25 protein-coding genes are annotated in these 25148 nt (G+C 72.2%); 13 read left to right on the top strand and 12 right to left on the bottom strand.

Going from position 1 to position 25148, the window contains the following annotated elements; translation table 11 throughout:
- Nucleotides 1-159 precede the first annotated feature (159 nt).
- From ACFPIH_RS38710 to ACFPIH_RS38690, 5 genes are all read right to left on the bottom strand, one after another.
- On the bottom strand, nt 160-627 hold the full coding sequence (locus ACFPIH_RS38710; protein WP_381182665.1) for a hypothetical protein: 468 nt from the start codon (nt 625-627) through the stop codon (nt 160-162).
- 150 nt (nt 628-777) lie between these two features.
- Nucleotides 778-1260: a hypothetical protein gene (locus ACFPIH_RS38705; RefSeq protein ID WP_381182664.1), complete on the bottom strand. Its 483-nt coding sequence runs from the start codon at nt 1258-1260 to the stop codon at nt 778-780.
- Between the two features lie 84 nt (nt 1261-1344).
- Nucleotides 1345-3489: a putative bifunctional diguanylate cyclase/phosphodiesterase gene (locus ACFPIH_RS38700; protein ID WP_381182662.1), complete on the bottom strand. Its 2145-nt coding sequence runs from the start codon at nt 3487-3489 to the stop codon at nt 1345-1347.
- Nucleotides 3486-4298, bottom strand: a complete 813-nt coding sequence (locus tag ACFPIH_RS38695) for an SAM-dependent methyltransferase (RefSeq protein ID WP_381182660.1) — start codon at nt 4296-4298, stop codon at nt 3486-3488. The genes ACFPIH_RS38700 and ACFPIH_RS38695 overlap by 4 nt, the downstream gene beginning before the upstream one ends.
- A 340-nt stretch (nt 4299-4638) precedes the next feature.
- Complete coding sequence (locus ACFPIH_RS38690; protein WP_381182658.1) at nt 4639-5625, bottom strand: SCO0930 family lipoprotein; 987 nt, start codon at nt 5623-5625, stop codon at nt 4639-4641.
- A gap of 307 nt (nt 5626-5932) precedes the next feature.
- Here ACFPIH_RS38690 and ACFPIH_RS38685 point away from each other — a divergent pair, with 307 nt between their 5' ends.
- Together ACFPIH_RS38685 and ACFPIH_RS38680 are read left to right on the top strand one after the other, a co-directional pair.
- A complete protein-coding gene (locus tag ACFPIH_RS38685) occupies nt 5933-6562 on the top strand; it encodes a hypothetical protein (protein ID WP_381182656.1) in 630 nt (209 codons plus the stop codon).
- Between the two features lie 21 nt (nt 6563-6583).
- Nucleotides 6584-7345 (top strand): bestrophin-like domain, encoded by a 762-nt coding sequence (locus tag ACFPIH_RS38680; protein ID WP_381182655.1) that lies wholly within the window; start codon nt 6584-6586, stop codon nt 7343-7345.
- Between the two features lie 112 nt (nt 7346-7457).
- On the opposite strand, the gene ACFPIH_RS38675 is transcribed toward ACFPIH_RS38680, so the two are convergent.
- Nucleotides 7458-7964 carry a hypothetical protein gene (locus ACFPIH_RS38675; protein ID WP_381182653.1) on the bottom strand — a complete coding sequence of 169 codons (507 nt, stop codon included), beginning with the start codon at nt 7962-7964 and terminating at the stop codon, nt 7458-7460.
- 345 nt (nt 7965-8309) lie between these two features.
- Between ACFPIH_RS38675 and ACFPIH_RS38670 the strand changes: the two genes are divergently transcribed.
- Nucleotides 8310-8987 (top strand): class F sortase, encoded by a 678-nt coding sequence (locus ACFPIH_RS38670; protein ID WP_381182651.1) that lies wholly within the window; start codon nt 8310-8312, stop codon nt 8985-8987.
- Between the two features lie 33 nt (nt 8988-9020).
- On the opposite strand, the gene ACFPIH_RS38665 is transcribed toward ACFPIH_RS38670, so the two are convergent.
- Nucleotides 9021-9857, bottom strand: a complete 837-nt coding sequence (locus ACFPIH_RS38665; RefSeq protein WP_381182649.1) for a polysaccharide deacetylase family protein — start codon at nt 9855-9857, stop codon at nt 9021-9023.
- A 167-nt stretch (nt 9858-10024) separates the two neighbouring features.
- Between ACFPIH_RS38665 and ACFPIH_RS38660 the strand changes: the two genes are divergently transcribed.
- Nucleotides 10025-10510, top strand: a complete 486-nt coding sequence (locus ACFPIH_RS38660; protein WP_381182647.1) for a universal stress protein — start codon at nt 10025-10027, stop codon at nt 10508-10510.
- A 6-nt stretch (nt 10511-10516) separates the two neighbouring features.
- Here ACFPIH_RS38660 and ACFPIH_RS38655 read toward each other — a convergent pair whose 3' ends face one another.
- Nucleotides 10517-11350 carry an alpha/beta fold hydrolase gene (locus tag ACFPIH_RS38655; protein WP_381182645.1) on the bottom strand — a complete coding sequence of 278 codons (834 nt, stop codon included), beginning with the start codon at nt 11348-11350 and terminating at the stop codon, nt 10517-10519.
- 57 nt (nt 11351-11407) lie between these two features.
- On the opposite strand from ACFPIH_RS38655, the gene ACFPIH_RS38650 reads away from it, so the two are divergent.
- Entirely contained in the window at nt 11408-11884 is a 477-nt protein-coding gene (locus tag ACFPIH_RS38650) for a MarR family winged helix-turn-helix transcriptional regulator (RefSeq protein WP_381182643.1), read from the top strand.
- Nucleotides 11885-11958: 74 nt separating this feature from the next.
- Here ACFPIH_RS38650 and ACFPIH_RS38645 read toward each other — a convergent pair whose 3' ends face one another.
- Nucleotides 11959-13182, bottom strand: coding sequence for a CapA family protein (locus ACFPIH_RS38645; protein ID WP_381182642.1), 1224 nt, complete (start codon nt 13180-13182; stop codon nt 11959-11961).
- A 257-nt stretch (nt 13183-13439) separates the two neighbouring features.
- Here ACFPIH_RS38645 and ACFPIH_RS38640 point away from each other — a divergent pair, with 257 nt between their 5' ends.
- The 5 genes from ACFPIH_RS38640 to ACFPIH_RS38620 all read left to right on the top strand — a co-directional run bounded on the left by ACFPIH_RS38640 (nt 13440) and on the right by ACFPIH_RS38620 (nt 18042).
- A complete protein-coding gene (locus ACFPIH_RS38640) occupies nt 13440-13988 on the top strand; it encodes a sigma-70 family RNA polymerase sigma factor (RefSeq protein ID WP_381182640.1) in 549 nt (182 codons plus the stop codon).
- 156 nt (nt 13989-14144) lie between these two features.
- Nucleotides 14145-14657, top strand: coding sequence for a hypothetical protein (locus ACFPIH_RS38635; protein ID WP_381182638.1), 513 nt, complete (start codon nt 14145-14147; stop codon nt 14655-14657).
- Between the two features lie 140 nt (nt 14658-14797).
- A complete protein-coding gene (locus tag ACFPIH_RS38630; RefSeq protein WP_381182636.1) occupies nt 14798-15451 on the top strand; it encodes a zf-HC2 domain-containing protein in 654 nt (217 codons plus the stop codon).
- A gap of 131 nt (nt 15452-15582) precedes the next feature.
- Nucleotides 15583-15972 carry a hypothetical protein gene (locus tag ACFPIH_RS38625; RefSeq protein WP_381182634.1) on the top strand — a complete coding sequence of 130 codons (390 nt, stop codon included), beginning with the start codon at nt 15583-15585 and terminating at the stop codon, nt 15970-15972.
- A 3-nt stretch (nt 15973-15975) separates the two neighbouring features.
- On the top strand, nt 15976-18042 hold the full coding sequence (locus ACFPIH_RS38620) for a caspase family protein (protein ID WP_381182632.1): 2067 nt from the start codon (nt 15976-15978) through the stop codon (nt 18040-18042).
- Nucleotides 18043-18062: 20 nt separating this feature from the next.
- Here the strand turns inward: ACFPIH_RS38620 and ACFPIH_RS38615 are convergent, their stop codons facing one another.
- The gene (locus tag ACFPIH_RS38615) at nt 18063-18926 is read right to left on the bottom strand and encodes an Fpg/Nei family DNA glycosylase (RefSeq protein WP_381182630.1); all 864 of its coding nucleotides are present in this window, start codon (nt 18924-18926) and stop codon (nt 18063-18065) included.
- Nucleotides 18927-18947: 21 nt separating this feature from the next.
- A complete protein-coding gene (locus ACFPIH_RS38610; RefSeq protein WP_381182628.1) occupies nt 18948-21053 on the bottom strand; it encodes a SpoIIE family protein phosphatase in 2106 nt (701 codons plus the stop codon).
- 73 nt (nt 21054-21126) lie between these two features.
- Here ACFPIH_RS38610 and ACFPIH_RS38605 point away from each other — a divergent pair, with 73 nt between their 5' ends.
- Entirely contained in the window at nt 21127-22548 is a 1422-nt protein-coding gene (locus ACFPIH_RS38605; RefSeq protein WP_381182626.1) for a lipase maturation factor family protein, read from the top strand.
- A gap of 92 nt (nt 22549-22640) precedes the next feature.
- Nucleotides 22641-23984 (top strand): amidase, encoded by a 1344-nt coding sequence (locus tag ACFPIH_RS38600; RefSeq protein ID WP_381182624.1) that lies wholly within the window; start codon nt 22641-22643, stop codon nt 23982-23984.
- Between the two features lie 99 nt (nt 23985-24083).
- Here the strand turns inward: ACFPIH_RS38600 and ACFPIH_RS38595 are convergent, their stop codons facing one another.
- A complete protein-coding gene (locus ACFPIH_RS38595; RefSeq protein ID WP_381182622.1) occupies nt 24084-24257 on the bottom strand; it encodes a hypothetical protein in 174 nt (57 codons plus the stop codon).
- A 432-nt stretch (nt 24258-24689) separates the two neighbouring features.
- On the opposite strand from ACFPIH_RS38595, the gene ACFPIH_RS38590 reads away from it, so the two are divergent.
- Complete coding sequence (locus tag ACFPIH_RS38590; protein WP_381182620.1) at nt 24690-25148, top strand: hypothetical protein; 459 nt, start codon at nt 24690-24692, stop codon at nt 25146-25148.

The raw sequence follows: 25148 nt of genomic DNA, 5'->3' as shown, positions 1-25148 counted from the left end.
GGCTCGCAGCCCCTCCCCCGTCCACCGTCTTCGCCGGCACCCGCGACCTGATCCACCTGGGCCGACGTGTCCGGCCGGCCGCACGTCCATCCGCTACTGCCGACCGCCGAGGGACGCGCCGCCCGCCCGACCCGGGCCGCAGTACTTTCCCACCGGCCCTCACGCCGCCGCGTCGTACGCGGCCCGCAACCGGACACCGCCGCCGGTCCGGGGCCGCGGGGCGGGCTCCGCGAACACAGCCAGACGCAGCACGAGATAGCGGCCGATCCCGACGAGCGCGGTGGCCGACAGGTACACCGTCTGCTGCAGGACGAGTCCGGCGCCGGGACGGAGCGCGGCCAGCGAGCCGACCGCGGCGGACGTGACCAGCCAGCCGAGGGCCATGGTGGCCGCGCTCTTCAGGTGGCCGGCCAGACCGGGCCGTCCGTGGCCGAACGAGACGCGGGCGTGCAGCTCGGTGGCGGCCACGGTGGAGACCACGGTGGTCAGCGCGTTCGCCGCCATCCACGGGATCCACCGCGAAAGCAGGACCAGAGCCGCCGAGGCCGCCAGGGTGACCCCGCTGCCCAGCCCGGCGAAGCGCCCGAAGGCCGCCGCGTGCCGACGGACCAGTCGTAGGCCGTTCATGGTGATCCCCTCCCGGGCCGCTGCCCCTGGCGGGGCCGTCGCCGTCATGCCGCAGAGCGTGGCCGACCCCCCATTCAGCGCGGTTTCAGAGCGTTCTCAGGGGCGCCGGCGGTGGTGAAACCGGTACGGCGACACACCAGGGGGGAAGCGTCACGAGCCGGCCGCGGACGCCGGAGCCGGTTCACGCAACGTGACACGATCCTGGAGCGGTACGCCGCCGCGGCTGCGCCGGGGCGAGGCGGAAGTCTCCCTGGTCCAGGAGCCGTACGACCGTGCCGGCCTCGACGCGGAGACACTGATCACCGAACCGCGGATCGCCGCCCTCGCCGCGGGCCGTCCGCCGGCCGGGTCGGACTCTCCCTGGCCGACCTGGGCCTGCGCCCCGGCGGAGTGCACCAGTACATCGAGGAGGCGCGCGGGGGCCGCGGTCTCGCCCAGCTCCTCACCTGCGTCCGGCTGGGCGAGGCCGTCCCGCTGCTGCCCGCCTCCATCGGCGCCCGGTACCCCCGCCCCGGCATCGTCTACCGCCCGGTGCCGGACGCCCCGCCCTCGGTCCTGGCCGTCGCCTGGCCCCGGCAGTTCCGGTCGAGGGCCACCGCGGCCCTGGTCCCGGCAGTTCCGGTCGAGGGCCACCGCGGCCCTGGTCCGCGCGGCCGTCTCCGTGGCGGACGGACACGACAAACGCGCGGCGGGCCGACCCGGGCGGGTCGGCAGGACTCAGCCCGTCGCGTCCGCCAGGGCCAGCTCGTGCAGCCGCTCCGGCGGGCCCGGGCGGGCGTAGTACCAGCCCTGTGCGGTGTCGCAGCCGAGTATGCGGAGTTGTTCGGCCTGGGCACCCGTCTCCACGCCCTCGACCGTGACCGCGAGGTCCAGGCTGTGGGCCAGCGAGACGATCCCCTCGACGATCTTCAGGTCGACGGGGTCGGCCGGGAACTGCTGCATGCCCTGGGTGAAGGAGCGGTCCAGCTTGAGGACGCTCACGGGGAGGCGGCGGAGGTTGGCGAGGTTCGAGTAACCCGTGCCGAAGTCGTCCAGGGCGATGTCGACGCCCATCTCGGCCAGCCGGCGCAGGGGTTTGAGCAGATCGTCGTCGGCGCCGATCAGGGCGGACTCGGTGACCTCCAGGCAGAGGGCCTGCGGTTCGACGCCCGCGCGCTCCAGGATGTCGACGGTCTCCTGGACCAGCCCCGGGTGCGTCAGCTGGCACGGCGAGAGGTTGACGTTGATGCGGAGCGGACCGGAATGGCCGGTGTCCCCGCCCCGTTCCCGCCACTCGCGGGCCTGGCGGACGGACTGTTCGAGCACCCAGCGGCCCAGCGGCACGATCAGTCCGGTGTGCTCGGCGAGCGGGATGAACCGGTCGGGGCCGAGCACCCCGTGCTGCGGATGCAGCCAGCGCACCAGTGCCTCCGCGCCGCGCACGCTGCCGTCGCCGAGATGGACCAGCGGCTGGTACTCGATGAAGAACTCGCGCCGCTCGAGCGCCGCCGGGAGGGCCGTGGTCAGTCCGTGCCGGGTGATCGCACGGGCGTCCGCCTCGGGGTCCGCGAGCTCGAAGCGGTTGCCGCCCGCCGACTTGGCCCGGTACATGGTGATGTCGGCGCTGCGCAGCACCTCCGCCGCGCTGCGCTCCCCCGCCGGTCCCTCGACGATGCCGATGCTGCCGCGCACGGTCAGCTCACGGCCGTCGATACGGACGGGCGCGAGCAGGGCGTGCTGGATGCGCGCGGCGAGTTCGTCGACCTCGCGGGCGGTCTCGGGGTTGGTGGTCAGCGCCACGAACTCGTCGCCGCCGAGCCGGGCGACCATCTCGTCGGACGCGGTCGCGCAGGACTGCAACCGGTCGGCGACCTCGACGAGCAGCCGGTCGCCGGCCGCGTGGCCGAGGCTGTCGTTGATGGTCTTGAAGCCGTCGAGGTCGAGGTAGCACAGGCCGAAGCGCTGGTGCTCGCCCGCGCCCAGCACCTTCTCCAGGCGCTCGAAGAACAGCGTGCGGTTGGGCAGACCGGTGAGCGCGTCGTGGGTGGCCTCGTAGCGCAGCCGCAGGTTGAGCAGCCGGCGTTCGGTGGTGTCCTCCATCAGGGCCAGCTGGTACTGGGGTTCGCCGTCGGCGTCGCGCAGCAGGGAGACCGTCAGATTGGTCCACAGGACCGTTCCGTCGGGGCGGTAGAACGCCTTCTCGACGTGATAGTGCTCGCGTTCGCCGCGCACGAGTTCGTCGTAGAGCTTCCAGGTCTGCGGCGCGTCCTCGGGGTGCGTCCAGTCCCGGACGTTACGGCCGTGCATCGTGTGTTCCGAGACGCCGAACATGCGCAGCAGCGCGCCGTTGACCTGGAGGATGTTGCCGTCGAGGTCGGCCATACCGATCCCTATCGCGGCGCCCTCGAAGACCGCGCGGAAGCGGGCCTCGCTCGCGTGCAGCGCCTGCGCCACCACGCCCTGCGCCTTCAACGCGGCCTGGGCGATGGCCTCCTGCTCGGCGAGGGTGCGCTCCCGCAGGGCATGTGCGTAGCCGGCCGCGATGGCGTGCTGGAGCCGGGAGGCGCGGGTGCGCAGCTCCTCCTGGGGGCCGTCCTCGCCGCAGTAGAGCACCAGGTAGGCGTCGACGCAGTCGAGCGCCCGGCTGAGCGCCTCGGGGTCGGTGCAGTGGGCCGCGACGAGGGCCGTGCCCACCGCCCTGCCCTCGTCGGCGTCGAGGGTCCTGGCCAGCAGTGCCTCGCGCAACCGGCGGGCCAGCGGCAGGAGCTGCTCCTCGAATTCCGGCCGGGTCAGCGACGTGGAGGTCACCGGGAACACCGCCCGGCTCCAGATCGTCGCGAACCGCCGGAGTCTGTCCTCCGCCCCGTCGGGCCCCCCGGTCACGCCGTACGCCCCACGCCCGCGAACCCGGAGAACGCGTACGGATCCTCGTCCTCCGGAGCCGTCTCCGGCCGCCAGTCGGGCATCGGCACCAGTCCGGGTTCCACCATGTCGTACCCCTCGAAGAACCGCGCGATCTCGTCACGCGAGCGCATGATCAGCGGATTGCGGATGTCCTTGTACACGTCCACCGCGGCCTCGGCCCGCTCCTGGGGCAGCGGGATTCCCTCGTACGAGGCATGGGTGAGGACGAGCAGGCTGCCGGGCGCGAGCGCCTCGCACAGCTCGGTCACCGCCGCGTACGGCTCGTCCGCGTCCTCCAGGAAGTGGAGTACGGCGACGAGCAGCAGCGCCACGGGGCGGTCCAGGTCGAGGAGGGAGCGCACCTCGGGACTGCTGAGGATCTCCTGCGGCTTGCGCAGATCGGCGGCCACGACGTCCGCGTGCTCGTTGCCCTCCAGGACGGCCTGGCTGTGTGCGACGGCCACCGGATCGTGGTCGACGTAGACCACCCGGGCCCCGGGGTCGGCGGTCTGGGCGACCTCGTGGACGTTGCCGAAGGTGGGGATGCCCGAGCCGATGTCCAGGAACTGGGTGATCCCCTCGCCGGCCGCCCAGCGCACGGCGCGGCGCATGAACGCCCGGTTCGCCTGCATGATCTTCGGCAGCCCCGGCATGAACTCCATGGCCTTGCGGGCCGCTTCCCGGTCGACCTCGAAGTTGTGCGAACCGCCCAGGTAGTAGTCGTAGATCCGCGAAACGCTGGGCACCGAGATGTCGATGCTCCGGGGGGCCCAGGCGGGACGCTCCATCTATCTCTCCAAGCCGTAGGCGATCCGGTGTTCGAGCTGAGGCTACTGATCGCCCGCCAAAGGGGCGAGGGGAAACGGAAATTGACCGTCCGTTCCCGGTCACTGCCTGCGGCACGTGCCGAATTGACCTCCCCGAAGGGCCTACGGAAAGACTACGAAAAGCACCCGAGACGCTCCGGAGCGTTCCGAAACGGCCCGAAGGGCGGCGAAAGTCTACGCACCCGGCGGATGAACGGGAAAACGGCGGTCCGCCCCCTCCGTGCGGCGCGGAGGGGGCGGACCGGTGGTGGTCGAACACGCGGGTTCAGCAGGTGCGGGATCAGCCCTGGGGAGGTGATCCCTACTGCTTGGGCGCGCCGACCAGCTTTCCGTCGGGGGCCACGGCGTACCACACACCCTGGACGCCCTGACCGTTGATGTCTCCGGGCGCCTTGTCACCGGAGAAGGTGTAGATCGGCGAGCAGTTGAGCGTCTGCTGCTTGACGCCGTCACCCCGGGTGAAGTTCATGTAGCCCTTCTCCGGGATGTCCTTGGTGTCGTTGAAGTCGACGGGGGCCACCGCCGGCCACTTCTCCAGGCAGTCGCCGTTGCAGTTCGAGACCGGCTCGGGCCACGCCTTGTCCTTGAGGAAGCGGTAGACCGTCATGCCGTTCTTGTCGACGACGATCTCACCGAGGTTGGGGTCCTTGCGGACGGACAGGCCCGCCGCCTCGGCCGACTCCGACTTGGCCTTCTTGCCGTCGGGGGCCAGCGCGAACCACTTGTTGCCCACGCCCTGGCCGGAGGTGTCACCGGGGTTGGCGTCCTTGGCGTAGTAGTACGCGGGCCAGCCGTCCACGGTGAGCTGCTTGGTGCCGTCGGAACGGGTGACCTCGCCGAGCAGCGACTTGTCGATGCCGTCACCGGCGGACACGTCGTCGGCGGAGACCGGCGGCCAGGTGGTGGCGCAGTCGCCGTCGCAGTTCGACTTCGGCGGCTCGGCGGTGTCCGCGTCGAAGCGGTAGAGAGTCATGCCCTTGGAGTCGGAAAGGATCTTGCCCAGCTCGGCGTTCGCGGAGATCGCCAGCTCACCGGCAGCGCTGCCCTGAGCGGCGGCGCCGCCCGTGGTCGCCTCGCCGGTCGCGCTCGCGGTGGCACCGGCACCGGCGGCGCCGCCGGTGATCCCGGTGCCCGATCCGACACCGGCGATGGTGCCGGCGGCACCCGCGGTGGCTCCGACGTTCTGGCTCGACGCAGACGTTCCGCTTTCCTGGCCGCACGCCGTCGTCAGCGTCAGCACAGCCACGGCGCTTGCCGCGAGTGAGGCATTCCGCCAGGAGGTCTTCATCGTCAGCAACTCCCAGATAGTCCTTATGGTGTTGCAGCGCCCTGCTGCGCCGCCGCACGGCCTTGGGTACGCACGGCGACGGCCGTTGTGTTCAAACGCGCCACAAAAAACTTTCGGCAACCTGTGCCCGGGCGCGTGGGACGCACGGGTGCCGAGCGGCTCGGGGTGTACGGGCGAACATCTGCCCGCCAAACCCCGGTGCCGCACATTCCCCCGTTCGGGGCAATCGTGGCGGGTGCGGGCGTGCGCCGGAGCGGCAGGCCGCATGATCTCGGTCGTGCATGGACCCGAACCGAACCGTTCCGCCTTGGCCGCCAGGGCGTTGGCCCTCACGGCCACGGTCTGGATCCTCGCGGCCGCGCCGGCCGGAGTGGCCGTGGCCGACGCGTGCGCGTACGCCTCCACCGGCCCGGACGGCACCGTGGCGGTGGCGGTCGCGGGGAGCGGCGCTTCCTGGCCGACCCCGCCTCCGGGCTGGCCCGACCCGCCGATGCCGCCGGTGTGCCGGCCGCCGAAGCCCACACCTCCGCCACCTCCGCCGCCGCCGAAGCCCCCGCCCGAGCCGACCCCCACCCCGACGCCGAAACCCGAACCGACGCCCACCATGACGCTTCCGCCGAAGCCCAGCGTCCGGCCGGCGCCCAGGCCCACGCCGCCGCCACCGCCGCGGCCCGCACCCGCGGCGCCACGCCCCCGGCCGACGCCCACACCGACACCGACGCCCACGCCCACGCCCACGCACTCGCCGAAACCGGCACCACCCCCGAAGCCGACGCCCAAGCCCACTCCGAGCCCCTCGGCCACGCCGGTGAGCTACCCGGCGTACCACTCCCTGCCGCGCCAACGGCAGTCCGGCGGCACCACCTCGCCGGTCACCTACGTCCTGCTCATCACCGTGCCCGCGCTGATCGCCGTCGCGGCGCTGCGGGCGCGCTAGCGCAGATCCTGGAGGCATCTCTTGCCGGAATGGCTTGTTCTCACCCTCGCGATGCTCGCCGCCTGTGTGGTGGTCGTCGTCATCACGCTCCTTCGGCACCGCAGGGCGCCCGAGGACGAGGACCCCTCGGAGACACCGGACGTCATCGAGTACATGACGATGTGGATCGGCGTGGTCTACGCCATCGTCCTGGGCCTGGCCATCGCAGGCGTCTGGGAGGCCCGCAGCACCGCGCAGGACCACGTCCAGGCCGAGGCGCAGGCGCTGCACGAGATCTCGGAGCGGGTGCGGGTGTATCCGCCCGACGTCCGTGACCGCATTCGGGCGGATGTCAACGCCTATGTCGGACACGTCGTCACCAAGGAGTGGAAGGAGATGGCCGACAAGGGCGAGGTGACGGAGCGCGGGGGTGAGCTCCTCGGCCGGCTCCGGGCGGACCTCACCGACTACGAGCCGACGTCCGACTTCCAGGCCCAGGCCTACCAGCCGCTCCTGGACCAGATGGCGGCCGCCGACCAGTCGCGCAACGCCCGGGCCGAGTCGACCGGGGCGACCATGCCGGGCGTGGTCTGGTTCGGGCTGCTCGCCGGGGCCGTCATCACCATCGGCATGGTCTTCGCGCTGCAGATCCGGCGTACCCCCCGGGAGCTGGTCCTGGCCGGGCTGTTCTCGGCGCTGATCGCCTTCCTGCTGTTCCTCATCTGGGACTTCGACGCGCCCTACAGCCGGGGCATCACGGCGTCCGCCGAACCCTTCCTGCACCTGTTCCCGGGCATCCCCTGAGCGTGGACTTCTCGGGGCGGCGCACCGGCGAGGACGCCGCCTGACGGGCCGGCAACCGCCTTCGCCCCGGATCCCGGAAAGGGGCCGGGGCGAAGCCGCTTGTGAAACCGCTTCAGATACGGCGTTCCGCGCGGCGCCGCATCCAGAACAGGCCACCGCCGGCCAGGGCCGCGGCGACGAGCCCACCGCCGATGGCCAGGTCGGTCGGTGTGGCCCCGCTGGAGCTGCTGCCGCCGAGGCCGCCGCGGACACCGCCGAGGACGGTGAAGGCGGCCGGGCGGGTCAGGGTCCGGCCGGAGCAGTTGACGGTGATGTCGTAGGTGCCGGGCCGGGCGTTGTCGTGGATGGTCGCGGTGCCCTTGGCGGTCTGGTTGGCACCGCTGATGGGGGTCAGCGTGGCCTGGGGGAAGGCGTTCGAGGTCATGGTGCCGCCGGCCGGGCAGCCGTCGACGGTCACGGTGATCTGGCCACCCCGGGCGATCACGCTGGGCAGGACGACGATGTTGTTCGGGTTGGCGTTCATACCGTCGCGCGCGTCGGCCGCGGGCGCGGCGAGGCCGAGCGCGGCGACCGTGGCCGCCGAGACGGCCGAGGCCTTCAGTAGGCGAGTGGTGCGCATGTGTTCCTCCGCGGAAGGCGCCCCGGGGCCCGTCCCCGGTGGTGTCGGCGAGAGAACGCCTCCCGGAACGACCCTCAGATGCCGTGCGGGGGCCCGCATTTCGGGAATGGTCCGTCCTGGTGAGCGGACACGCCGGGCGAGGAGTGGACAATCGCCTATCGCCGCAGGTCACGGACCGTCAGAAATTTCCTGCCGGTGGCAACTCGGATGGCGCACCGAAAAGGGCGGAACGGGTGGGGAGCCACCCGTTTCGCCGCCGCCCCGTCGCCGGTTCCCGTCGCGGGACTTAGCGTTCTGATATGCGCTGAGGGACGTGGCGACGGCCGCGTCGAAAGGGGATGGCGAATGTCTGCGTACGAGCTGTCCGAGATGCCGGACAGGGAGGAGCGGCCGAAGAAGCGCGCCCCCTGGGGGGTGATAGCGCTGGTGCTGCTCACCGGTCTCGCGCTCATCCGGAATGGTTCGGGGGAGTTCGACATCGGTCCGCCGCAGCCCGCGTCGGCGGCGGCCGCGGCCGCGGACAGCCGCAGCACCTCCGGGACCTTCGGACAGGAGCCGGGCGCGCTCGCGTACGCCGTGCCGGACCGGGTGCGGATCCCGGCGATCCAGGTGGACGCGCCGGTGATGGCGGTCGGCCTCGACGCGGACGGCTGGGTGGCGGCGCCGCCGCCGGAGGACCCGAATCTGGCCGGCTGGTTCACCGGCGGGGTCGCGCCCGGGGAAAAGGGAACCGCGGTGGTGGTCGGCCATGTCGACAACCAATTCGGCCCGGCCGTGTTCTACGCACTCGGCGCCCTGAAGAAAGGGAGTCTCGTCGAGGTGGCGCGGGGCGACGGAAAGACGGCGGTCTTCGAGATCTACGGAATCGAGGTCTTCGCGAAGAACAACTTCCCCGGCGACCGCGTCTACGCCTCCAAGGGCACTGCGGAACTGCGGGTGATCACCTGCGGCGGGGGTTTCTCCAAGGCGAACGGATACGACGGGAATGTCGTCGTCTTCGCCCGCCTGGTCGAGGTCCGCTGAGCGGGCCCGGCCGGGCGGGCGGGACGGAGCCGCTCAGGTGTACTGCCGCTGCGGGACGGTGATGTGGTAGCCGGAGTCCAGCAGGTGAGGCAGATAGCGGCGCAGGGCCTTGACGCTCTGGGAGCGGTCGCCGCCGGCGTCGTGCGAGAGGACCACGACGCCCGGGCCGGCCCCGCTCTCGACCGCGTCGACGATGCTGCGGGTGCCGGGGGCGGTCCAGTCGAGGGTGTCGACCGTCCAGGCGAGCGGTTCCATGCCCATCTCGGAGCCCAGCTGGAAGGCGGCGCGGTTCCAGGCGCCGTAGGGGGCCCGGAACCAGTGGGGGCGCTCCCCGTACCCCTCCTCGATGACCTCGCTGGTGCGGGACATCTCGCGGCGGATCTCCTTGCGGGTGAGGGTGGTGAGCAGGGGGTGGGACCAGGTGTGGTTGCCGACGACATGGCCCTCGTCGGCCATCCTGCCGAGCAGGTCCTGGTGGTAGACGGCCATCTCCCCGCAGACGAAGAACATCGCGCGGACGTCGTACTCGGCGAGGGTGTCGAGGATCTGGGGGGTGTAGCGGGGGTCGGGTCCGTCGTCGAAGGTCAGCACCATGGTCCGGCCGCGGCCGGAGATCTTCAGCAGCGGTTCGTGACGGACCGGGGTGCGGCCGGACACGGAGCGCGGGGGGCCGTAGCCGGTGAGTGGCTGGAGCCGGTAGGCGGACGGTTTCAGCGGCAGTCTCCGCGCGGGCGCCCCCGCGGCCGGCCCGGCGGCACGCTCCGCGCCCGGGCCCCACGTGAGCAGCCCGGCGGTCCCGGCCGCGCCCACGGCGGCGGTGGCGCCGGCGAGCAACACTCCGCGCCGTGTGAACAACTGATCCTTCTTCATGCAGTCATCAGTCGCCCGCCGGAGCCCCGGCGCACCACCAAGGCACCGCTCCGGCGGCACGATTCCACCCGCCCGGCGCACCCTGCCGTCGCAGCGGCGGCGCACCGGGTGTGGTCCGGTGTTTACCCGCACCGGGCGGACCTGTGGGGTCCGATAGCCTCTGGGCCGTGACGGAACAGCACTCGCAGCAGCCTTCGCAGGAGCCCTCACAGCGCTTCGAGCGGGGCACGGACGGGCCCAAGGTCATCGTGGTCGGCGTGGACGGCTCCGACCCCTCGCTGCGTGCCGCGGCCTACGCGGGTGGTCTGGCCCGCCGCCAGCACGCGCTGCTCGCCGTGGTGTACGTGCAGCCGGTGATGGCGGCGGGCGCGGCGCTCGGGGTGCCGGTCGCGGAGACGACCGACGCGATCGCCGAGGACCTGGTCGCGCAGATCCGGCACGCCACCGAGCAGACCCGCGGGATATTCGACGTGCGCTGGGAGTTCCACACGTTCCGCGGCGACCCCTACAGCGGTCTGGTGAAGGCCGCGGACCAGCTCAAGGCGGACGCGGTGGTGGTGGGCGCCTCCGAACAGGCCGGCCACCGGATCGTCGGCTCGGTCGCCGTACGCCTGGTGAAGGCGGGGCGGTGGCCGGTGACGGTCGTGCCGTAAGGCGGGTCAGAGGATGCGCAGGAAGTCCGTGACGGCCGCGGTGAACTCCTCGGGCTTCTCCATGTTCGGGTAGTGCCCGGTGCCTTCGATCAGTACGGAACGGCCGTGCCGGACGGTGTCGGCCAGGCGCTGCGCGGCGGCGAGGACATCGGCGGTGTCGAGGGCGCCGTTCACCGTGAGCACCGGGACCTCGACCTTCGGCAGCCGGGGCCAGGTGTCGGTGACGGGCACGTGCCAGTTCTTCTCACCGGGGGTGTGCTTGGCGACGGTGTGCAGCGCCATCTCGCTGAGCCGGCGCGGGATGTCCGGGTCGACGTCGTCGAGCGTGCGGTGCGGGCCGGGGACGTAGCGCAGGAACGCCTTCAGCCAGCCTTCGATGTCACCGGCGGCCAAGGCGCGGCCGGTCTCGGCCTGGATCTCCTTGTGCCAGGGGTCGGAGTCCTGGAACTCCCCGGTCGAGGCACCGGCCAGCACGGCCCCGCGCACGAGTTCCGGGTGTTCGAGCAGCATGTCGCTGACGACGAGTCCGCCCATCGACACGCCGACGAGCACCGCCGGGCCGGCATCGAGGTGGCGCAGCAGGCCCGCCAGGTCGTCGGCCCACCGGAAGGGCCTGCTCGCGTTGGCGGAGGCGCCGTGGCCGCGGATGTCCGCCGCGACCACCCGGTGGCCGGCGGCGGCGAGCGCCGGTATCTGGGCGTCGAAGACACGGTGGTCGACGTACCCCGAGTGGAGCAGGACGACCGGGTCCCCGGTGCCGGCCTCGCGGTAGGCGAGGTCGCCGTCGTCCGTCGGGCAGTACTTCATGGCCGGGTACTTCAGTTCCGAAGCAGCAGTCATGACAACCAAGGTGTCATCCCGGATCGGATTTGGCAACCAAGGTGTCATGATGGCGGGGTGAACGACACGAACCGGCCGCTCCCGCCCGACGAACTCGGCCACCGCCTCGTCGAGGTCTTCGACCTCGTCGGCCCGCTCTACCGGCGCGCCCTGCGCAAGGTGGAGCAGGGCGAGGCGGTCGAGGGGGCCTCGGTCGGCGTGCGGTCCGTGCTGGACCTGCTGCGCAGACAGGGGGACATGACGGTCCCGCAACTGAGCCGGATCCAGGCGCTGAGCCGGCAGTTCGTGCAGCGGATGGTCAACGACGCGGCGGCGCACGGGTGGGTGGAGAGCGTCCCCAACCCCGCGCACCAGCGCTCGTCGCTGATCCGGCTCACCGAGGAGGGCCGGGTGCTGATCACCGCCGTCCTCGACCGGGAGCACACCCTGAACCGTCAGGTCGGCGGGGAGCTGACCGACGCCGAGGTCCGGGCGTGCGTGCGGGTGCTGACCGAGATGCTCAGGACGTTCGACCACGTCGACGTCGAGGACTGACGCCCTCTCACGACGCCCCTCTCACGACGCCCCCCTCACGACACCCCCCTCGCGACACCCCCCTCGCGAGCCGCCTACTCCCCCATCACCAGCCCGTCCTTCACCGCGCCCCGGCTCAGCACGAGGTCCCGGATCCGGTCGCGCGGGCCCTGGACGCCGGCGCCGGCAGCGAGGGCCTTGTTCAGGTCGACCACCCGGCCCGCGTCCACGTCGAACATCTGCGGCAGGAACTCGGCCTTCCGCACCTCCCAGCGCCCTCCGGGCCGTACGGGCGGGGCGAAGGTGAGGCGGGCGACGGTGGACTGGTTGCCACGCGGGTCCTGGACGCCCTGGTAGCCGGTCGTCTCGCCGGCGATCTGGTCCCCCAGGCCGTAGACGACCCAGGTGCCGTTGACCTTCTCGTACGGCTGCGGGACATGGGCGCCGGCGCCGAGGATCAGATCGATGTCGGGGCGGCCGTCGCTGCGCGAGGCGGTGAGGGCGCGGGCGAGGGCGAGTTGGCGCTCGTCGGGGGTGTCCTGCCAGGCGGTGCCCCAGTGCAGGGAGACGACGACCACGTCGGCGCCCGCCTTCCTGGCGGCCCTGGCGTCGGCCAGGACGCGGCCGGCGTCGATGAAGCGGACGGCCCAGGGCTGCCCCACGGGAAGGAGCTGGCCGCCCGCGTCGGAGGTGTAGGCCAGCTGGGCCACCCGCGCGGGGCCCGCGCGCAGCAGGGCGACCGCGCCCGCCTCGGCCTCGGTGCGGGCGGTGCCGGCGTGCCGTACGCCCGCGCCGTCCAGGGCGTCCAGGGTGTGCTGCACTCCGGGGGCGCCGTCGTCGAGGCTGTGGGCGGAGGCGGTGGAGCAGCCGTCGTAGCCGGTGGCGGCGAGGGCCCGGGCGATCTCGGGCGGTGACTTGACGTCGGGCTGGGCGCCCGGCGCTCCGAAGACGGTGCCCAGGTGGCACAGGGCAAGATCCGCCGGGGAGACCACCGGCTTGACGCCCTCCAGCATGGGACGGAAGTCGTAGCCCACACCACCCGCGCCACCCAGGCCACCCACACCACCGGCAGCGGCACCGGCACCGGCTGCGCCACCAACGCCCGCCACGCCGCCCGTGCCCTCCGTGCCCTCCGCGCCGCCCGCGCCCCCGGCGTCGAAGGCGGCGCGGTCGATGACCGAGCTGTGCGGGAGGATGGCGCCGGTGGCCACGAGGGTGAAGCCCGCGGCCGCGGCGGGGGCCGGGCGGCCGGACCGCTCGGGTGACGGCTGCCGCTCGTCGGCCTGGCAGGCGGCGGCCACCGCGAGCAGGACGGTCATCGCCAGAGCCACCTGGTGTCTGCGCGCGACAAGCACCGGATCACCCCATCTCAGATGGATTGTCATATTTGCGCACGTATCACTCCTACTCCATGGGTCCGGACGGACGGCCGCGGCTCTCCCGGTGTACGGCGCGATGCGCGCGATCGGCGTAGTCATGACCGTTCGTCGAACCGTTCGTCGACGCGATCGACCGTCCGTCGCAGAGCCGTGTGCGTGCCCTGTCCCGAAACGGCCCCTTGCGGTGCCATACGCCCATGACAGCCGGAACCGCCCTCGCCGCCAGGACGACGACCGCCGAGCACGAACTCGCCGCACTGCAGCGCGAGCACGGCAGGCCGCTCTTCGCGCTGCTGCTGAGGCTGAGCGACGGCGACCGCCAGCGCGCCGAGGACCTGGTCCAGGAGACCCTGGTACGCGCCTGGCAGCACCCCGAGGCGCTGCGCGCCGACGCTTTCGACTCCGTACGGCCCTGGCTGCTCACCGTCGGCCGACGGCTCGCGATCGACGCGCGCCGGGCCCGGCAGGCGCGGCCGGCCGAGGTCGGGGACGCGGTCCTGGAGAACGCCCCGGTGTGCGCGGACCACGCCGAGCAGGCCGCCGCGGCGCTGGATGTGCGCGAGGCTGTGAAGACTCTCACTCCCGAGCACCGCGAAGTCCTGGTGCTCGTGTACTTCCAGGGGGCGAGTGTGGCGGAGGCCGCCGAGGCCCTGGGTATCCCGCCCGGTACCGTGAAGTCCCGCGCGTTCTACGCGCTGCGCGCCCTGCGCAGGGTGCTTCCCGGGTACGCGCCCGACCTGGGCTGAAACCCACAGTCGAGTCAAGCCTCCGTAAAGCGCCTTGCCGAGGACACCCGTTGAGTAATCGGGTGTCCTTATCCGTGTTCCGCTCGGGACCGGTAACCGGTCTCCAGGGGACCCGGCGACGGGCTACGCGCACGCACCGGAGGAAGGCAGGAAGGGATGCTGCACAGAGGTCATCAGAGCACGGAGGGCCCCGGCGGCGGTGAACTCGTCGTCCCCATGGCCTGGTTGTACGCCGAGTACATCGCCGACGAACTGCTGCGGACCGGCGATCTCATGCCGCCGACGTCCTTCGAGTTCCGCGCCGGGCGCGACGCCCTGGCGCTCACCATCTTCCTGTCCGACACCGACGGCGAGCTGCCCGGCATCCGGGTCGTCACTCAGCTCGAGACCTGGCTTTCGCTCACGGCGTACGACCAGCCGTGGCAGGACTGGGTCGCCGAACGTATGACCCAACTGAAGGCCGAGGCCGCCGATTCCGACGGCCCGGCGCCCGATCTGGAACTGGCCGCCGCCGCCTGGCGATGGCTGGAGGAGACCGAGCTGCTCGCCCCCGATCTCAACGCGGTTCCGGGCGGCGCGCCGGCCGGCGAGGACGAGGGACCCAAGGTCTGGACGCCCGCCTGGCAGCTCGGTCTGCCCCTCGGGCACCTGGCGATTCATCTTTTTTAGAATCCGACCAATCCGGGGGGCCGACGGCTCCGAACACTTGGGTCACGATTCGGTACGCGCCTGAGTGATTCCCGTGCCTGGTCCGTACCGGTGGGAGCAAGGAGTAGTCCCACTGGCACCCAAAGGCACGAGGTTTCGGCATGAGGTCCTTGGAGAGGCATCGCGACGTCGCCGCGTACGCGCTCGGCGTGCTGGACGAGGCGGAGGCCTTCCGGTTCGAGGACCATCTCATGGAATGTCCCAGCTGCGCGGCCCAGGTCACCGAGTTCGGCCCGACCGCACGGCAGATGATGCTCTACCGCCGGGCCACGCCGCGCACCGTGCACCCCTTCGCGGGGCCCGGACCGCAGCTGCTGGACAAGCTGCTCGGTGAGGTGGCGGTCCGGCACCGGGCCTCCCGCCGCAAGCTCCTGTTCGCGCTGGCCGCCTCCGTGGTGATCGCCCTGGCCGGTCCCGCGGTCGCGATGATGGCGACGGGCGGCGACGACGACGCCGTACAGGTCACCGCCACCGACGAGAAGTCGGGCGTGTGGGCGCAGGTGAAGATCGAGAACGAGGTGTGGGGCAGCGACATCGAGCTGACGGTGAAGGACGGGGCCGGGCCCCGCGACTGCCGGCTGGTCGCCGTCGGACACGACGGCTCGGAGCAGACCGTCACCAGCTGGAACGTTCCGACGCACGACGCACGCCCCAACACGATGCACGGCGGCGCCGCGATGCACCCCGACGAGATCATCCGCTACGAGCTGCGCACGGCCGACGGCGAACACCTGGTGACGCTGCCCACCGACTGACCTCGGCCCGGAGTGAGTTCAGGTCACTTCGACGCCGGTCACGGTCACTTCGGCACGGGCAAGTTGAAACCGCATCGTTTGCGGTGGCGCGCTCGGCGACGGAAAATGTTGCTGAGGACGTGGAGCCACCGATGGACAATACGCTTCGAATCCTCCTTACCGAGGAGGGCGCGGAGGCCGAGGACATCGCGGAACTCACCGGCTTTCTCCGCGCGGAACTGCTGCAACTCGACGTGGACGACGTCACGTCCGTGCCCGCCCGGGAAGAGCTCCCGCCCGGCGCCCGGGCCGTGGACGTCGCCTCGATCGGGGCCCTGCTGGTGAGCCTGAGCGGCTCGGCCACCGCACTGACCCAGGTCGTCAACGCGATCCGGGACTGGCGCGGCCGCTGCCGGGGCTCCCGGCCCACTCTGCGGCTGACGATCGACGACGACGTGCTGGAGATCTCCGAGGCGACGACGGAACAGGTCTCGGAGGCGTTCGACCTGTTCGTCAGCCGCCACTCCACCATCGGGGCGTGAGCCATGAACACCTCCCGGCACGCGCTGATCATCGCCAATGACCGGTACGACGACCAGGGTCTGAAGCAGTTGCGGTCACCGGCGCAGGACGCGGTCTCGCTCGCGCGGGTCCTGGGCGACCCGGAGATCGGCGACTTCGACGTGGAAGTGCTGAGAAACGAACGGGTGGACGCCATCAGACGCGGCATCGAGCGTTTCTTCTCCGAGAGCCGCCGGGACGACACGCTGATGGTGCACTTCTCCTGCCACGGCCTGAAGAGCGAGTCCGGGTCGCTGTACTTCGCCGCCCGCGACACCGAGCCCCGGCTCCTGGAGGCCACGGCCGTCTCGGCCGGGTTCGTCCGGCACTGCATGTTCCACACCCGGGCCCGGCGGACCGTGCTGTTCCTCGACTGCTGCTACGGCGGCGCGTTCTCCCGGGGTTCGTCCTCGGTGCGCGGCACCGGGGACGTCCATGTCCTGGAGTCCTTCGGCGGGGAACGGCTCGGCGGCGGCCGGGGGTGGGCGGTGATCACCGCCTCCAACTCCATGGAGTACGCCTTCGAGGGCACCGAACTCGCGCCCGGCACGGCTCCCCGGCCCTCCGTGTTCACCCATGCGGTGGTGGAGGGGCTGACCAGCGGTGAGGCCGACCTGGACGCGGACGGCGAGGTCTCCCTCGACGAGCTGTACGACTACGTCTTCGACCATGTGAAGCGGCAGAACCCCCATCAGACGCCGGGGCGCAGCGTCGAGATGCAGGGCGACATGTACCTCGCGCACAGCAGACGGCACCGCGTCGTGGGCCGGCCGGTGCCGCCCGCCCTGCGCCGGGCCGTGGAGCACTCCAACTTCTACACCCGGCTGGGTGCCGTGGCCGAGCTGCGGGGCTGGCTGGAGAGCGCGGACCTGCCGAAGGCGCTGGGCGCGCACGACGCCCTCCGGGAGATCGAGCGCGACGACATCAGGGTGGTCTCCGAGGAGGCGCGCAGGGCCCTGGCCGACGCGGACATCCGGCCCGACCCGGTCCTGCTGGACTTCGGGCAGGTGCCGCAGGACTCCGACGCGCCGCACCGGCCCGTCCATCTGCTCGGCCCGCCCCTGGCCCGCGCCTGCAGCCCGCGTCCCGAACCGTCCGCCGACGCATGGCTGCGGGCCGAGGAGTCGCCCGAGGGGCTGGACGTCGGCGTCGACACGTCACGGGCCGGACGGCTGCGCGGCGACCTGCTGTTGAAGGGGCCGACGGGCGAGGCGACGGTACACGTCGAGGCGGAGGTGGTCCCGGCCCCGGTCACCCCGCCGGAACCGGCGACTCCCCCACCACCGCCTCCCCCTCCGCCGCCGAGAACGTGGCCCCCCGAGGAACACGTGCCCGGCACCGGCCCTGAAGGGTCGACGCCGGACGCCGGCCCGGCCCGGGTCCCCGAGGTACCGCTCGGTGTCGGACCGGAACAGGCGCGTCGGCGCAGCGGCTCCGGCAGGGACCTCGGGTCGCCCACCGGGAAACGCCCCGCAGCCGACGGACCGGGTATGACCACCACCTCGGTCCGCCCGGGACCGGCGCCCCGCCCCGCGCCCTCGCCGCACCACGAAATATCGGTGCCCCCCGCGCCGCACGAAGCACCCCCGACCGTGGCCGTGCCGCGCCACACGCCCCCGACCGCCCCCACCGCTCCACGCCGGGAAACCCCGGCCGGCTCCTCCCCGGCCCGCTCGGCCCGGACGGCTCCCGTTCTGGGCGCCCTCGCGCTGGTGCTCGCCGTCGCCTCGGTCGGGACCGTCGTGCTGGCGTGCGTCCGGGGGACACGGGCCGCGCGGCTGCGGCAGTCCTCGACCGCCGATCTCGCGCAGCACGTCCAGGACCTCGGGGGGCTGACGCCGCTCGTCGTCTCCCTGGGCACGGCGGTCGCGGCGCTTGTGCTGTGCGCGCTCACCCGTCACCACCTGGGCACCCGCCTCGGGCAGTACACCCCGGCGGCGTCGGCCACGGCCAAGTCGCTGGCCTGGGCGGCGAACTTCCTGGCGATTCCGGCGCTGGCCCTCGGCGGACTCCTGCTCCTCGGATTCCTGGTCGCCGACAAGTTCGTGTGAGGCGGGCTTCCCCGGCAGGCCTACTTCAGCAGCCGGGACAGCCGCCGGTCGGCGAGCGGCTTGCCGCCCGTCTGGCAGGTGGGGCAGTACTGGAGCGAGGAGTCGCTGAAGGAGACCTCGCGGACGGTGTCGCCGCAGACCGGGCAGGGCTCGCCGGTCCGGCCGTGGACCCGCAGGCCGCTCTTCTTCTCGGCCTTGAGACGCCCGGCGGCGACGCCCCGTGAGCGGTCGACCGCCTCGGTGAGGGTGGTGCGCAGGGCGTCGTAGAGGGTGCGGGTCTCCTCCGGGGTGAGGGACGCGGCGAGTCTGAAGGGGGACATGCGGGCGGCGTGCAGGATCTCGTCGCTGTACGCGTTGCCGACGCCCGCGAGCAGGCTCTGGTCGCGCAGGGCGCCCTTGAGCTGACGGCGTTCGTCCGCGAGGAGGGCGGCGAAGCGCTGTTCGTCGAAGTCGGCGGCGAGCGGGTCGGGTCCGAGGCGGGCCACACCGGGGACCTCCTGGGGGTCGTGTACGACGTACACGGCGAGCCTCTTCTGGGTGCCGGCCTCGGTGAGGTCGAAGCCCTCGCCGGTCTCCAGGGCTACCCGCAGGGCGAGGGGGCCCTTGCCGGGGCGGGGCGGGCCGTCGGGCAGGCGGTCCTTCCAGTGCAGCCAGCCCGCGCGGGCGAGGTGGGTGACGAGGTGCGGGCCGTCCGCCGTCTCCAGGTCGAGGAACTTGCCGTACCGGTGTACCGCGGTGACCTCGTGGCCCTCGACGGCGGTGAGGGGAGGGTCGTACGTCTTCAGGACGCTGATGGCGACCGGCAGCACGCGCACGATCTCGTGGCCGACGAGGTGTTCGGCCAGGAAGTCCTTCAGCGCTTCGACCTCGGGGAGTTCCGGCATACGTCCAGAGTGCCAGAGGGGTCACCTGTGTTCGCGTCGGTTGTTCTCGTCGACGACGAACTCGCACCACACGCACTTGCCGCCGCCCCGCGCCTCCACTCCCCACACGTCGGCGAGCAGGTCCACCAGGAGCAGGCCCCGCCCGGAGACGCCCGACACTCCGGCCTCTCGGCGGCGCGGGAGGGCGCTGGAGGTGTCCTCGACCTCGACCCGCAGCCGCCGTTCGCCGCCTCCGACGAGGGCCCGCAGGGTGACGATCGAGGCGCCCTCGGTGTGCATGAGGGCGTTGGTCATCAGTTCGTCGGCGACCAGTTCGATCTCGTCGGCGCGGTCCCGGGCGCCCCAGGCCCGGACGGCGGAACCGATCATGTGCCGGGCGGCGGTGAGGGCCTCCGGGTCGCCCGGCGCGACGTGCTGCTGGAGCCGGCCGCCGGTCCGGGGGGTGTCCAGGCCGCGCCGGCGCAGCAGGAGCAGGGCCACGTCGTCGTCGCCTCCGCGCTCCTCGGCGACGTCGATCAGCAGGTCGGCGAGCTTACGCACGTCGTCGGGGCCGTCGGCGATCAGGGAGGCGAGGCCGCGCATGCCGTCGTCGAGGTCGACGCCGGGCTGTTCGACGAGGCCGTCGGTGCACAGCAGCAGGGTGTGGCCGGGATCCAGCTCGATGGTGCCGACCGGGTAGTCCAGGCTGCCGAACTCGGCGGACAGGCCGAGCGGCAGCCCGCCGGGGAAGGCGACGCGCCGGCAGGTGCCGTCGGGGTGGCGCAGCATCGGGTCGATGTGCCCGGCGCGGACCGCCTGGACGACCCCGGTGGACAGGTCGGCCTCCGCGTACAGACAGGTGGCGAAGCGGTCGGTGTCGAGTTCGTGGAGGAAGACGGAGGCGCGGGCCATCACGGTGGCCGGCGGGTGGCCCTCGGCGGCGTAGGCCCGCAGGACGATGCGCAGCTGGCCCATGACGGCCGCGGCGTGCGTGTCGTGGCCCTGGACGTCGCCGATGACGGCGCCGACCCGGCCGCCGGGCAGCGGGATCAGGTCGTACCAGTCGCCGCCGATGTCCCGGCCGAGGGAACCTCCTATGGTGGCGGCGCGGTAGCGGACGGCGACGTCGGCGCCGGGGACGCTGGGGATGGTGCGCGGCAGCATGGCCTGCTGGAGGCCCTGGGCGATGTCCTTCTCCTGCTCGTAGAACATGGCCCGTTGCAGGCTCTGCGCGATGCTGCTGCCGAGGGCGACGAGGATGTTGCGCTCGTCCTGGGTGAAGCCCTCGCGGTCGCTGTAGAGCAGGCCCATCGCGCCGATCGGGCGGGCCTGGACGATCAGCGGCAGATAGGCCGCCGAGGTGATCTTCAGATCGGTGATGTGCGGCCAGAGCACGGGGTAGCCGGCCGCGAACTCGTCCGGGGACTCGATGAAGCGGGGGGTGAGGGTGCGCACGACCTCGCTCATCGGGTACGGCTCGTCTATCCGTGTGACGAGTGTGCCGGGCACGAAACTGCCCTCGGGGCCCTCGGCGATCAGCCGGATCCGGCCGGCCTCGACCAGTCCCATGACGAGGCTGGTGGCGCCGAGGTGGGTGAGGCCGTGGGTGTCCTTGAGGACGTCGATGACGTCCTGCACGGTCCGGGCGTGCGCCAGGGCGGCGGTGGTGAGCTGCACGACGCTGGTCTGCTCGCGGCGCGCGTCGTCGAGGTCGGACGCGTCGGTGCGGTCGGCCAGGTCCTGGAGTTCGTCGGTGGCGTCGCGGATGATGCCGACGATCCGGCGCGGGCGGCCGGTGGCGTCGCGGTGGATGTAGCCCTGGGTGTGGGTCCAGCGCAGGGTGCCGTCACGCCGGCGCAGGCGGAAGTAGACGCCGTAGTTCTCGCTGCCGTCCTTGATGGCCTGGGCGACGAGTTCGTCCAGGCGGATGCCTTCGTTCGGCGGAACGCGGACGGCGAGCGAGGCGGGGTCGCCGTCGTACTCGTCGGGTCGGAGGTCGAAGACCTCGTACGCCCGGGCGTCCATGTGGAACAGCCCCGTGTCCAGGTCCCAGTCGAAGCTGCCCATGCGGTTGAGCGCCAGGATCGGATCCGGGTGGGCGGGCCAGTCGTCCGGGAGTGACAGGGCGCTCGCTCCCCGATCAACCATGCGCCCACCTTGCCAGCTTTTGTCCGATTCTTCGAGCCGAGTCGGGGCGAGGGACACGGGGAAGGCGTCAGACATGGACTGGTTCACCGCACCCGGGTACTGGCTGAGCCGGCTGGTCTTCCAGCGGGCCCTGGCCGGGGTCTACCTGGTCGCGTTCCTGACGGCGGCCCTGCAGTTCCGCGCGCTGCTGGGTGAGCGCGGCATGCTGCCGGTGCCCCGCTTCGTCGAGCGGGTGCCGTTCCGGGCCGCGCCGAGCCTGTTCCAGTGGCGCTACTCGGACCGGCTGTTCGCGGGCTGCGCCTGGACGGGGGCCGCGGTGTCGGCGGCGCTCCTCGCGGGGGTGGACGGTCTGCTGCCGCTGTGGGCGGCGATGCTGCTGTGGCTGGTGCCGTGGGCGCTGTACCTGTCGATGGTGAACGTGGGCCAGACCTGGTACTCGTTCGGCTGGGAGTCCCTGCTCCTGGAGACCGGGTTCCTCGCGGTGTTCCTCGGCAACGACGAGGTGGCCCCGCCCGTCGTGGTGCTCTTCCTCGCCCGCTGGATCCTGTTCCGGGTGGAGTTCGGGGCGGGCCTGATCAAGATGCGCGGCGACGAGTGCTGGCGAAAGCTCACCTGTCTCTACCACCACCACGAGACCCAGCCGATGCCCGGCCCGCTGAGCTGGTTCTTCCACCGGCTGCCGAAGACGCTGCACCGGGTGGAGGCGGCGGCCAACCACATCACCCAGCTGGTGGTGCCCTTCCTTCTGTTCACCCCGCAGCCGGTGGCGACGGCGGCGGCCTCGCTGATGATCCTGACCCAGCTGTGGCTGATCCTTTCCGGCAACTTCTCCTGGCTGAACTGGATCACGGTGGTGCTGGCCGTGTCCGCCCTGGAGATTCCCTCCGGCCACCGGTCCGGGCCCGCCGCGCCCGTCTGGTACGAGGTCGTGGTCCTGACGGCGGCGGCCCTGCTGGTCTTCCTCAGCCACCGCCCGGTGGTCAACATGCTCTCCCGCCGCCAGGTCATGAACCGCTCCTTCGACCCGCTGCACCTGGTCAACACCTACGGCGCGTTCGGCAGCGTGAGCCGGATCCGCTACGAGGTGGTGGTCGAGGGCACCTCGGACGACGTACCGCGCGAGGACTCCGAATGGCGGGAGTACGAGTTCCGGGGCAAGCCGGGCGACCCCCGGCGCTGGCCGCGCCAGTTCGCGCCCTACCATCTGCGTCTGGACTGGATGATGTGGTTCGCGGCGCTCTCCCCGGCGTACGCCGGCCCGTGGTTCGGGGCGCTGGTGGAGCGGCTGCTGGCGGACGACCGCGACACGCTGAGGCTGCTGCGCCGCTCCCCCTTCCCGCCGGGTGAGCCACCCCGCTACATCCGCGCCCGCCTCTTCCGCTACCGCTTCACCACCTGGCGGGAACTGCGCGAGACGGGGGCGTGCTGGGAGCGGACCTACGTAAGGGAGTATCTGCCGCCGACCCGGCTGGCGGGCGCGGTCCGCAGCCCGTAGCCGCCTCTCGACGCGAGGCGCCCGGCGGGGCACAGTTCTCCCTACGAAACGCACGTACTCGCCAGTAGCGCATGCACACAGAGGGAGCTGCCGTGACCGTCTGGACCGGCCGGACCGCCGTCGAGATCGCCGCCGCCGTGCGGGAGAAGCAGGTCACGCCGCGTGAGGTGGTGGCAGAGCATCTCGCGCGGATCGAACGCCTTGACGGACGGATCGGCGCGTTCCGGGCCGTACGGGCACGGGCGGCGCTCGCGGAGGCGGACGAGGTGGCGGCCCGGGACGATCTGGCCGAACTGCCGCTGGCCGGGGTGCCGGTGGCGGTGAAGGACAACCTGGCGGTGCGGGGCGAGTCCACGCGGGTCGGCTCGGCCGCGACCCCGGACCGGCCGGCCTCGGCCGACCATGTCACGGTGGCCCGGCTGCGGGCGGCGGGCGCGGTGGTCGTGGGGCTGACGAACGTGCCGGAGCTGTGTGTCTTCGGCACCACGGAGGGCGTGCACGGCAGTGCCCGCAATCCGTGGGACACCTCGCGCACGGCGGGCGGCTCGTCCGGCGGCAGCGCCGCGGCGGTCGCCGCCGGGATGGTGCCGATCGCGCTCGGCAACGACGGGATGGGCTCGCTGCGCATACCGGCGGCCAACTGCGGCCTGGTGACGATCAAGCCGGGCCACGGGGTGGTTCCGGCGGGCATCGGCGACGGCGACTGGTTCGGCATGTCGGAGAACGGTCCGCTGGCGACGACCGTGGCGGACGCGCGGCTGATGCTGTCGGTCCTGGCCGACGCGAAGGTCGAAGGCGCCGCGGAGCCCGAGGCGCTGCGCGTCGCCGTCTCGGTACGGAGCCCGCTGGCCGGTGTCACCGTGAGCGCTCCGTACGCCGGGGCCGCCCGGGACGCGGCGGGAGTCCTGATGCGGGCGGGGCACCTGGTACGCCGGGCCGACCCGCCGTACCCGCTGTCACTGGGCGTCACCTCGCTCGCGCACTGGACGGCGGGCACCGCCGTGGACGCCGCGCCTCTCGACCCGCGCCTGCTGACCAGGCGGACCCGGGTGCACGCGGCGATCGGCCGGCGCTTCCTGAACACGGTGCGTACCGGCTCGGCGCGGGAGGAGCTGCGCCGGACACTGGAGCCGTTCTTCGAGGAGTACGACGTGCTGCTCACACCGGCGCTGGCGCGGCGCTCGCCGCGGTCGGAGCCGTGGCACGAGCGGGGCTGGCTGCGCAATGTCCTGGTGAACACCAACTACTCGCCGCTGACCCCGCCGTGGAACCTGACCGGCTGGCCGGCGATGGCCGTGCCGTTCGGTGAACTGCCGTCCGGCGAGCCGACCGCCGTACAGCTGGTGGGCCGGCCCGGCTCCGAGGCGGAACTGCTGCGACTGGCGGGGCAGTTGGAGAACCTGCGGCCGTGGCGGCGGACAGCGCCGCTGGACTGATCCGCTGGACCGAACCGGAGGTGCTGGGCATGGGCGTGGCCGATGTGGTGCGGACGCACGCCCATACCTGAGGCAATCGCGAGGGGTCTGCCGGTGGGCTCAGTCCACGCTGGGCAGGATGTGGGGCTCGGCGAGGTCGTCCTCGTAGCCCGCGAGGCGGATGGGGGCGGACCGGGCCCACACGTCGAGGCTTCCGATCTCGCCGGGCCGTCGGCCGGCACGCTCCGTGCGTTCCTTGGGGCGTGGTTCGCGATCTGTCTTCTCCGGTGTCACCGCGCACTCCTTATGTGTCGGGTCACCCTCGGGGCGGGCCGGTCACTCTGCGGTCCGGCGCTAAACGCTCCCTGGGGTATGGCTGAAGTCGGTGGCGACGCTGTGGTGCCGATGACTTCGAGGAGAGCTGGCCGTTGTGAACCGGCTTGTCCCAGACGGACGGTGGGTGTGGGTGGCACTCCGTCCTGCTGTCCGTCCGATACACATTAACCAAATGAGCGGGGCACTGCTCGATAGCGCCGCGATTTTGGGACAACCATGGCAACTCACCCGCTTGTCCCTACTGGTGAATTGAACCCTTTTCCGCGTTTATGCACCGCTCAGGTTCACCCATCCGGCGTATGTCGCGCAGTTCAAGTCCCGTTCGCCCGGTCGCAAGCACGCCATGATCTGCTGACGTATCGAACGGCTGTCTCGCAGGAGGACTGACGCATGGAGCTGCGCAGCGTCGAGGAGCTGATGGACCTGCTGTACGCCTGCCGGGGCGTACGGGACACTCCGGGCGGTTCGGCCCCCGGGGTCGACCTGCACGACCACGCGCTGCGGACGGCCGCACTGCTGCGCCGAAGTCGCCCCGCGGACAAGGAACTCCAGCTGACCGGGCTGGTCCACCCGATCGGCCACCTCCTGCGCCCCGCCGACCCGGACGGCCGTGCCGAGCGCGTCGCCGACGCCGTACGGCCCCTGCTCGGCCGCCGGGTCGCCCGGCTCCTCGGTCTGCACCCGTGGCGCGGCACGCTCGGCACTCCGGCCGACGACGACCTGGTCAGCCTGCGCCAGGCCGACGAGGACGGTCTGACCCCGGGCTTCGACGCGGGCGTGCTGGAGGACTGGCGGACGGTGCTGGAACTGGTCGCCGAGCGCAACTCCCGTCTCGGGGCTGTCGATTGA

It is taken from the genome of Streptomyces vulcanius, assembly GCF_042653945.1.
In the GTDB taxonomy this organism is placed as follows: Bacteria; Actinomycetota; Actinomycetes; order Streptomycetales; family Streptomycetaceae; genus Streptomyces; species Streptomyces mangrovi.
The sequence above is the reverse complement of the archived record's forward strand: the minus strand, read 5'-3'. Positions and strand labels throughout refer to the sequence as shown.

What these genes read in the sequence shown, in the direction of transcription:
- ACFPIH_RS38710 (WP_381182665.1), bottom strand. Translation starts at nt 627, where the DNA reads ATGAACGGCCTACGACTGGTCCGTCGGCACGCGGCGGCCTTCGGGCGC.
- ACFPIH_RS38695 (WP_381182660.1), bottom strand. Translation starts at nt 4,298, where the DNA reads ATGGAGCGTCCCGCCTGGGCCCCCCGGAGCATCGACATCTCGGTGCCC.
- ACFPIH_RS38690 (WP_381182658.1), bottom strand. Translation starts at nt 5,625, where the DNA reads ATGAAGACCTCCTGGCGGAATGCCTCACTCGCGGCAAGCGCCGTGGCT.
- ACFPIH_RS38675 (WP_381182653.1), bottom strand. Translation starts at nt 7,964, where the DNA reads ATGCGCACCACTCGCCTACTGAAGGCCTCGGCCGTCTCGGCGGCCACG.
- ACFPIH_RS38670 (WP_381182651.1), top strand. Translation starts at nt 8,310, where the DNA reads ATGTCTGCGTACGAGCTGTCCGAGATGCCGGACAGGGAGGAGCGGCCG.
- ACFPIH_RS38665 (WP_381182649.1), bottom strand. Translation starts at nt 9,857, where the DNA reads ATGAAGAAGGATCAGTTGTTCACACGGCGCGGAGTGTTGCTCGCCGGC.
- ACFPIH_RS38655 (WP_381182645.1), bottom strand. Translation starts at nt 11,350, where the DNA reads ATGACTGCTGCTTCGGAACTGAAGTACCCGGCCATGAAGTACTGCCCG.
- ACFPIH_RS38645 (WP_381182642.1), bottom strand. Translation starts at nt 13,182, where the DNA reads ATGACCGTCCTGCTCGCGGTGGCCGCCGCCTGCCAGGCCGACGAGCGG.
- ACFPIH_RS38640 (WP_381182640.1), top strand. Translation starts at nt 13,440, where the DNA reads ATGACAGCCGGAACCGCCCTCGCCGCCAGGACGACGACCGCCGAGCAC.
- ACFPIH_RS38635 (WP_381182638.1), top strand. Translation starts at nt 14,145, where the DNA reads ATGCTGCACAGAGGTCATCAGAGCACGGAGGGCCCCGGCGGCGGTGAA.
- ACFPIH_RS38630 (WP_381182636.1), top strand. Translation starts at nt 14,798, where the DNA reads ATGAGGTCCTTGGAGAGGCATCGCGACGTCGCCGCGTACGCGCTCGGC.
- ACFPIH_RS38625 (WP_381182634.1), top strand. Translation starts at nt 15,583, where the DNA reads ATGGACAATACGCTTCGAATCCTCCTTACCGAGGAGGGCGCGGAGGCC.
- ACFPIH_RS38620 (WP_381182632.1), top strand. Translation starts at nt 15,976, where the DNA reads ATGAACACCTCCCGGCACGCGCTGATCATCGCCAATGACCGGTACGAC.
- ACFPIH_RS38615 (WP_381182630.1), bottom strand. Translation starts at nt 18,926, where the DNA reads ATGCCGGAACTCCCCGAGGTCGAAGCGCTGAAGGACTTCCTGGCCGAA.
- ACFPIH_RS38610 (WP_381182628.1), bottom strand. Translation starts at nt 21,053, where the DNA reads ATGGTTGATCGGGGAGCGAGCGCCCTGTCACTCCCGGACGACTGGCCC.
- ACFPIH_RS38605 (WP_381182626.1), top strand. Translation starts at nt 21,127, where the DNA reads ATGGACTGGTTCACCGCACCCGGGTACTGGCTGAGCCGGCTGGTCTTC.
- ACFPIH_RS38590 (WP_381182620.1), top strand. Translation starts at nt 24,690, where the DNA reads ATGGAGCTGCGCAGCGTCGAGGAGCTGATGGACCTGCTGTACGCCTGC.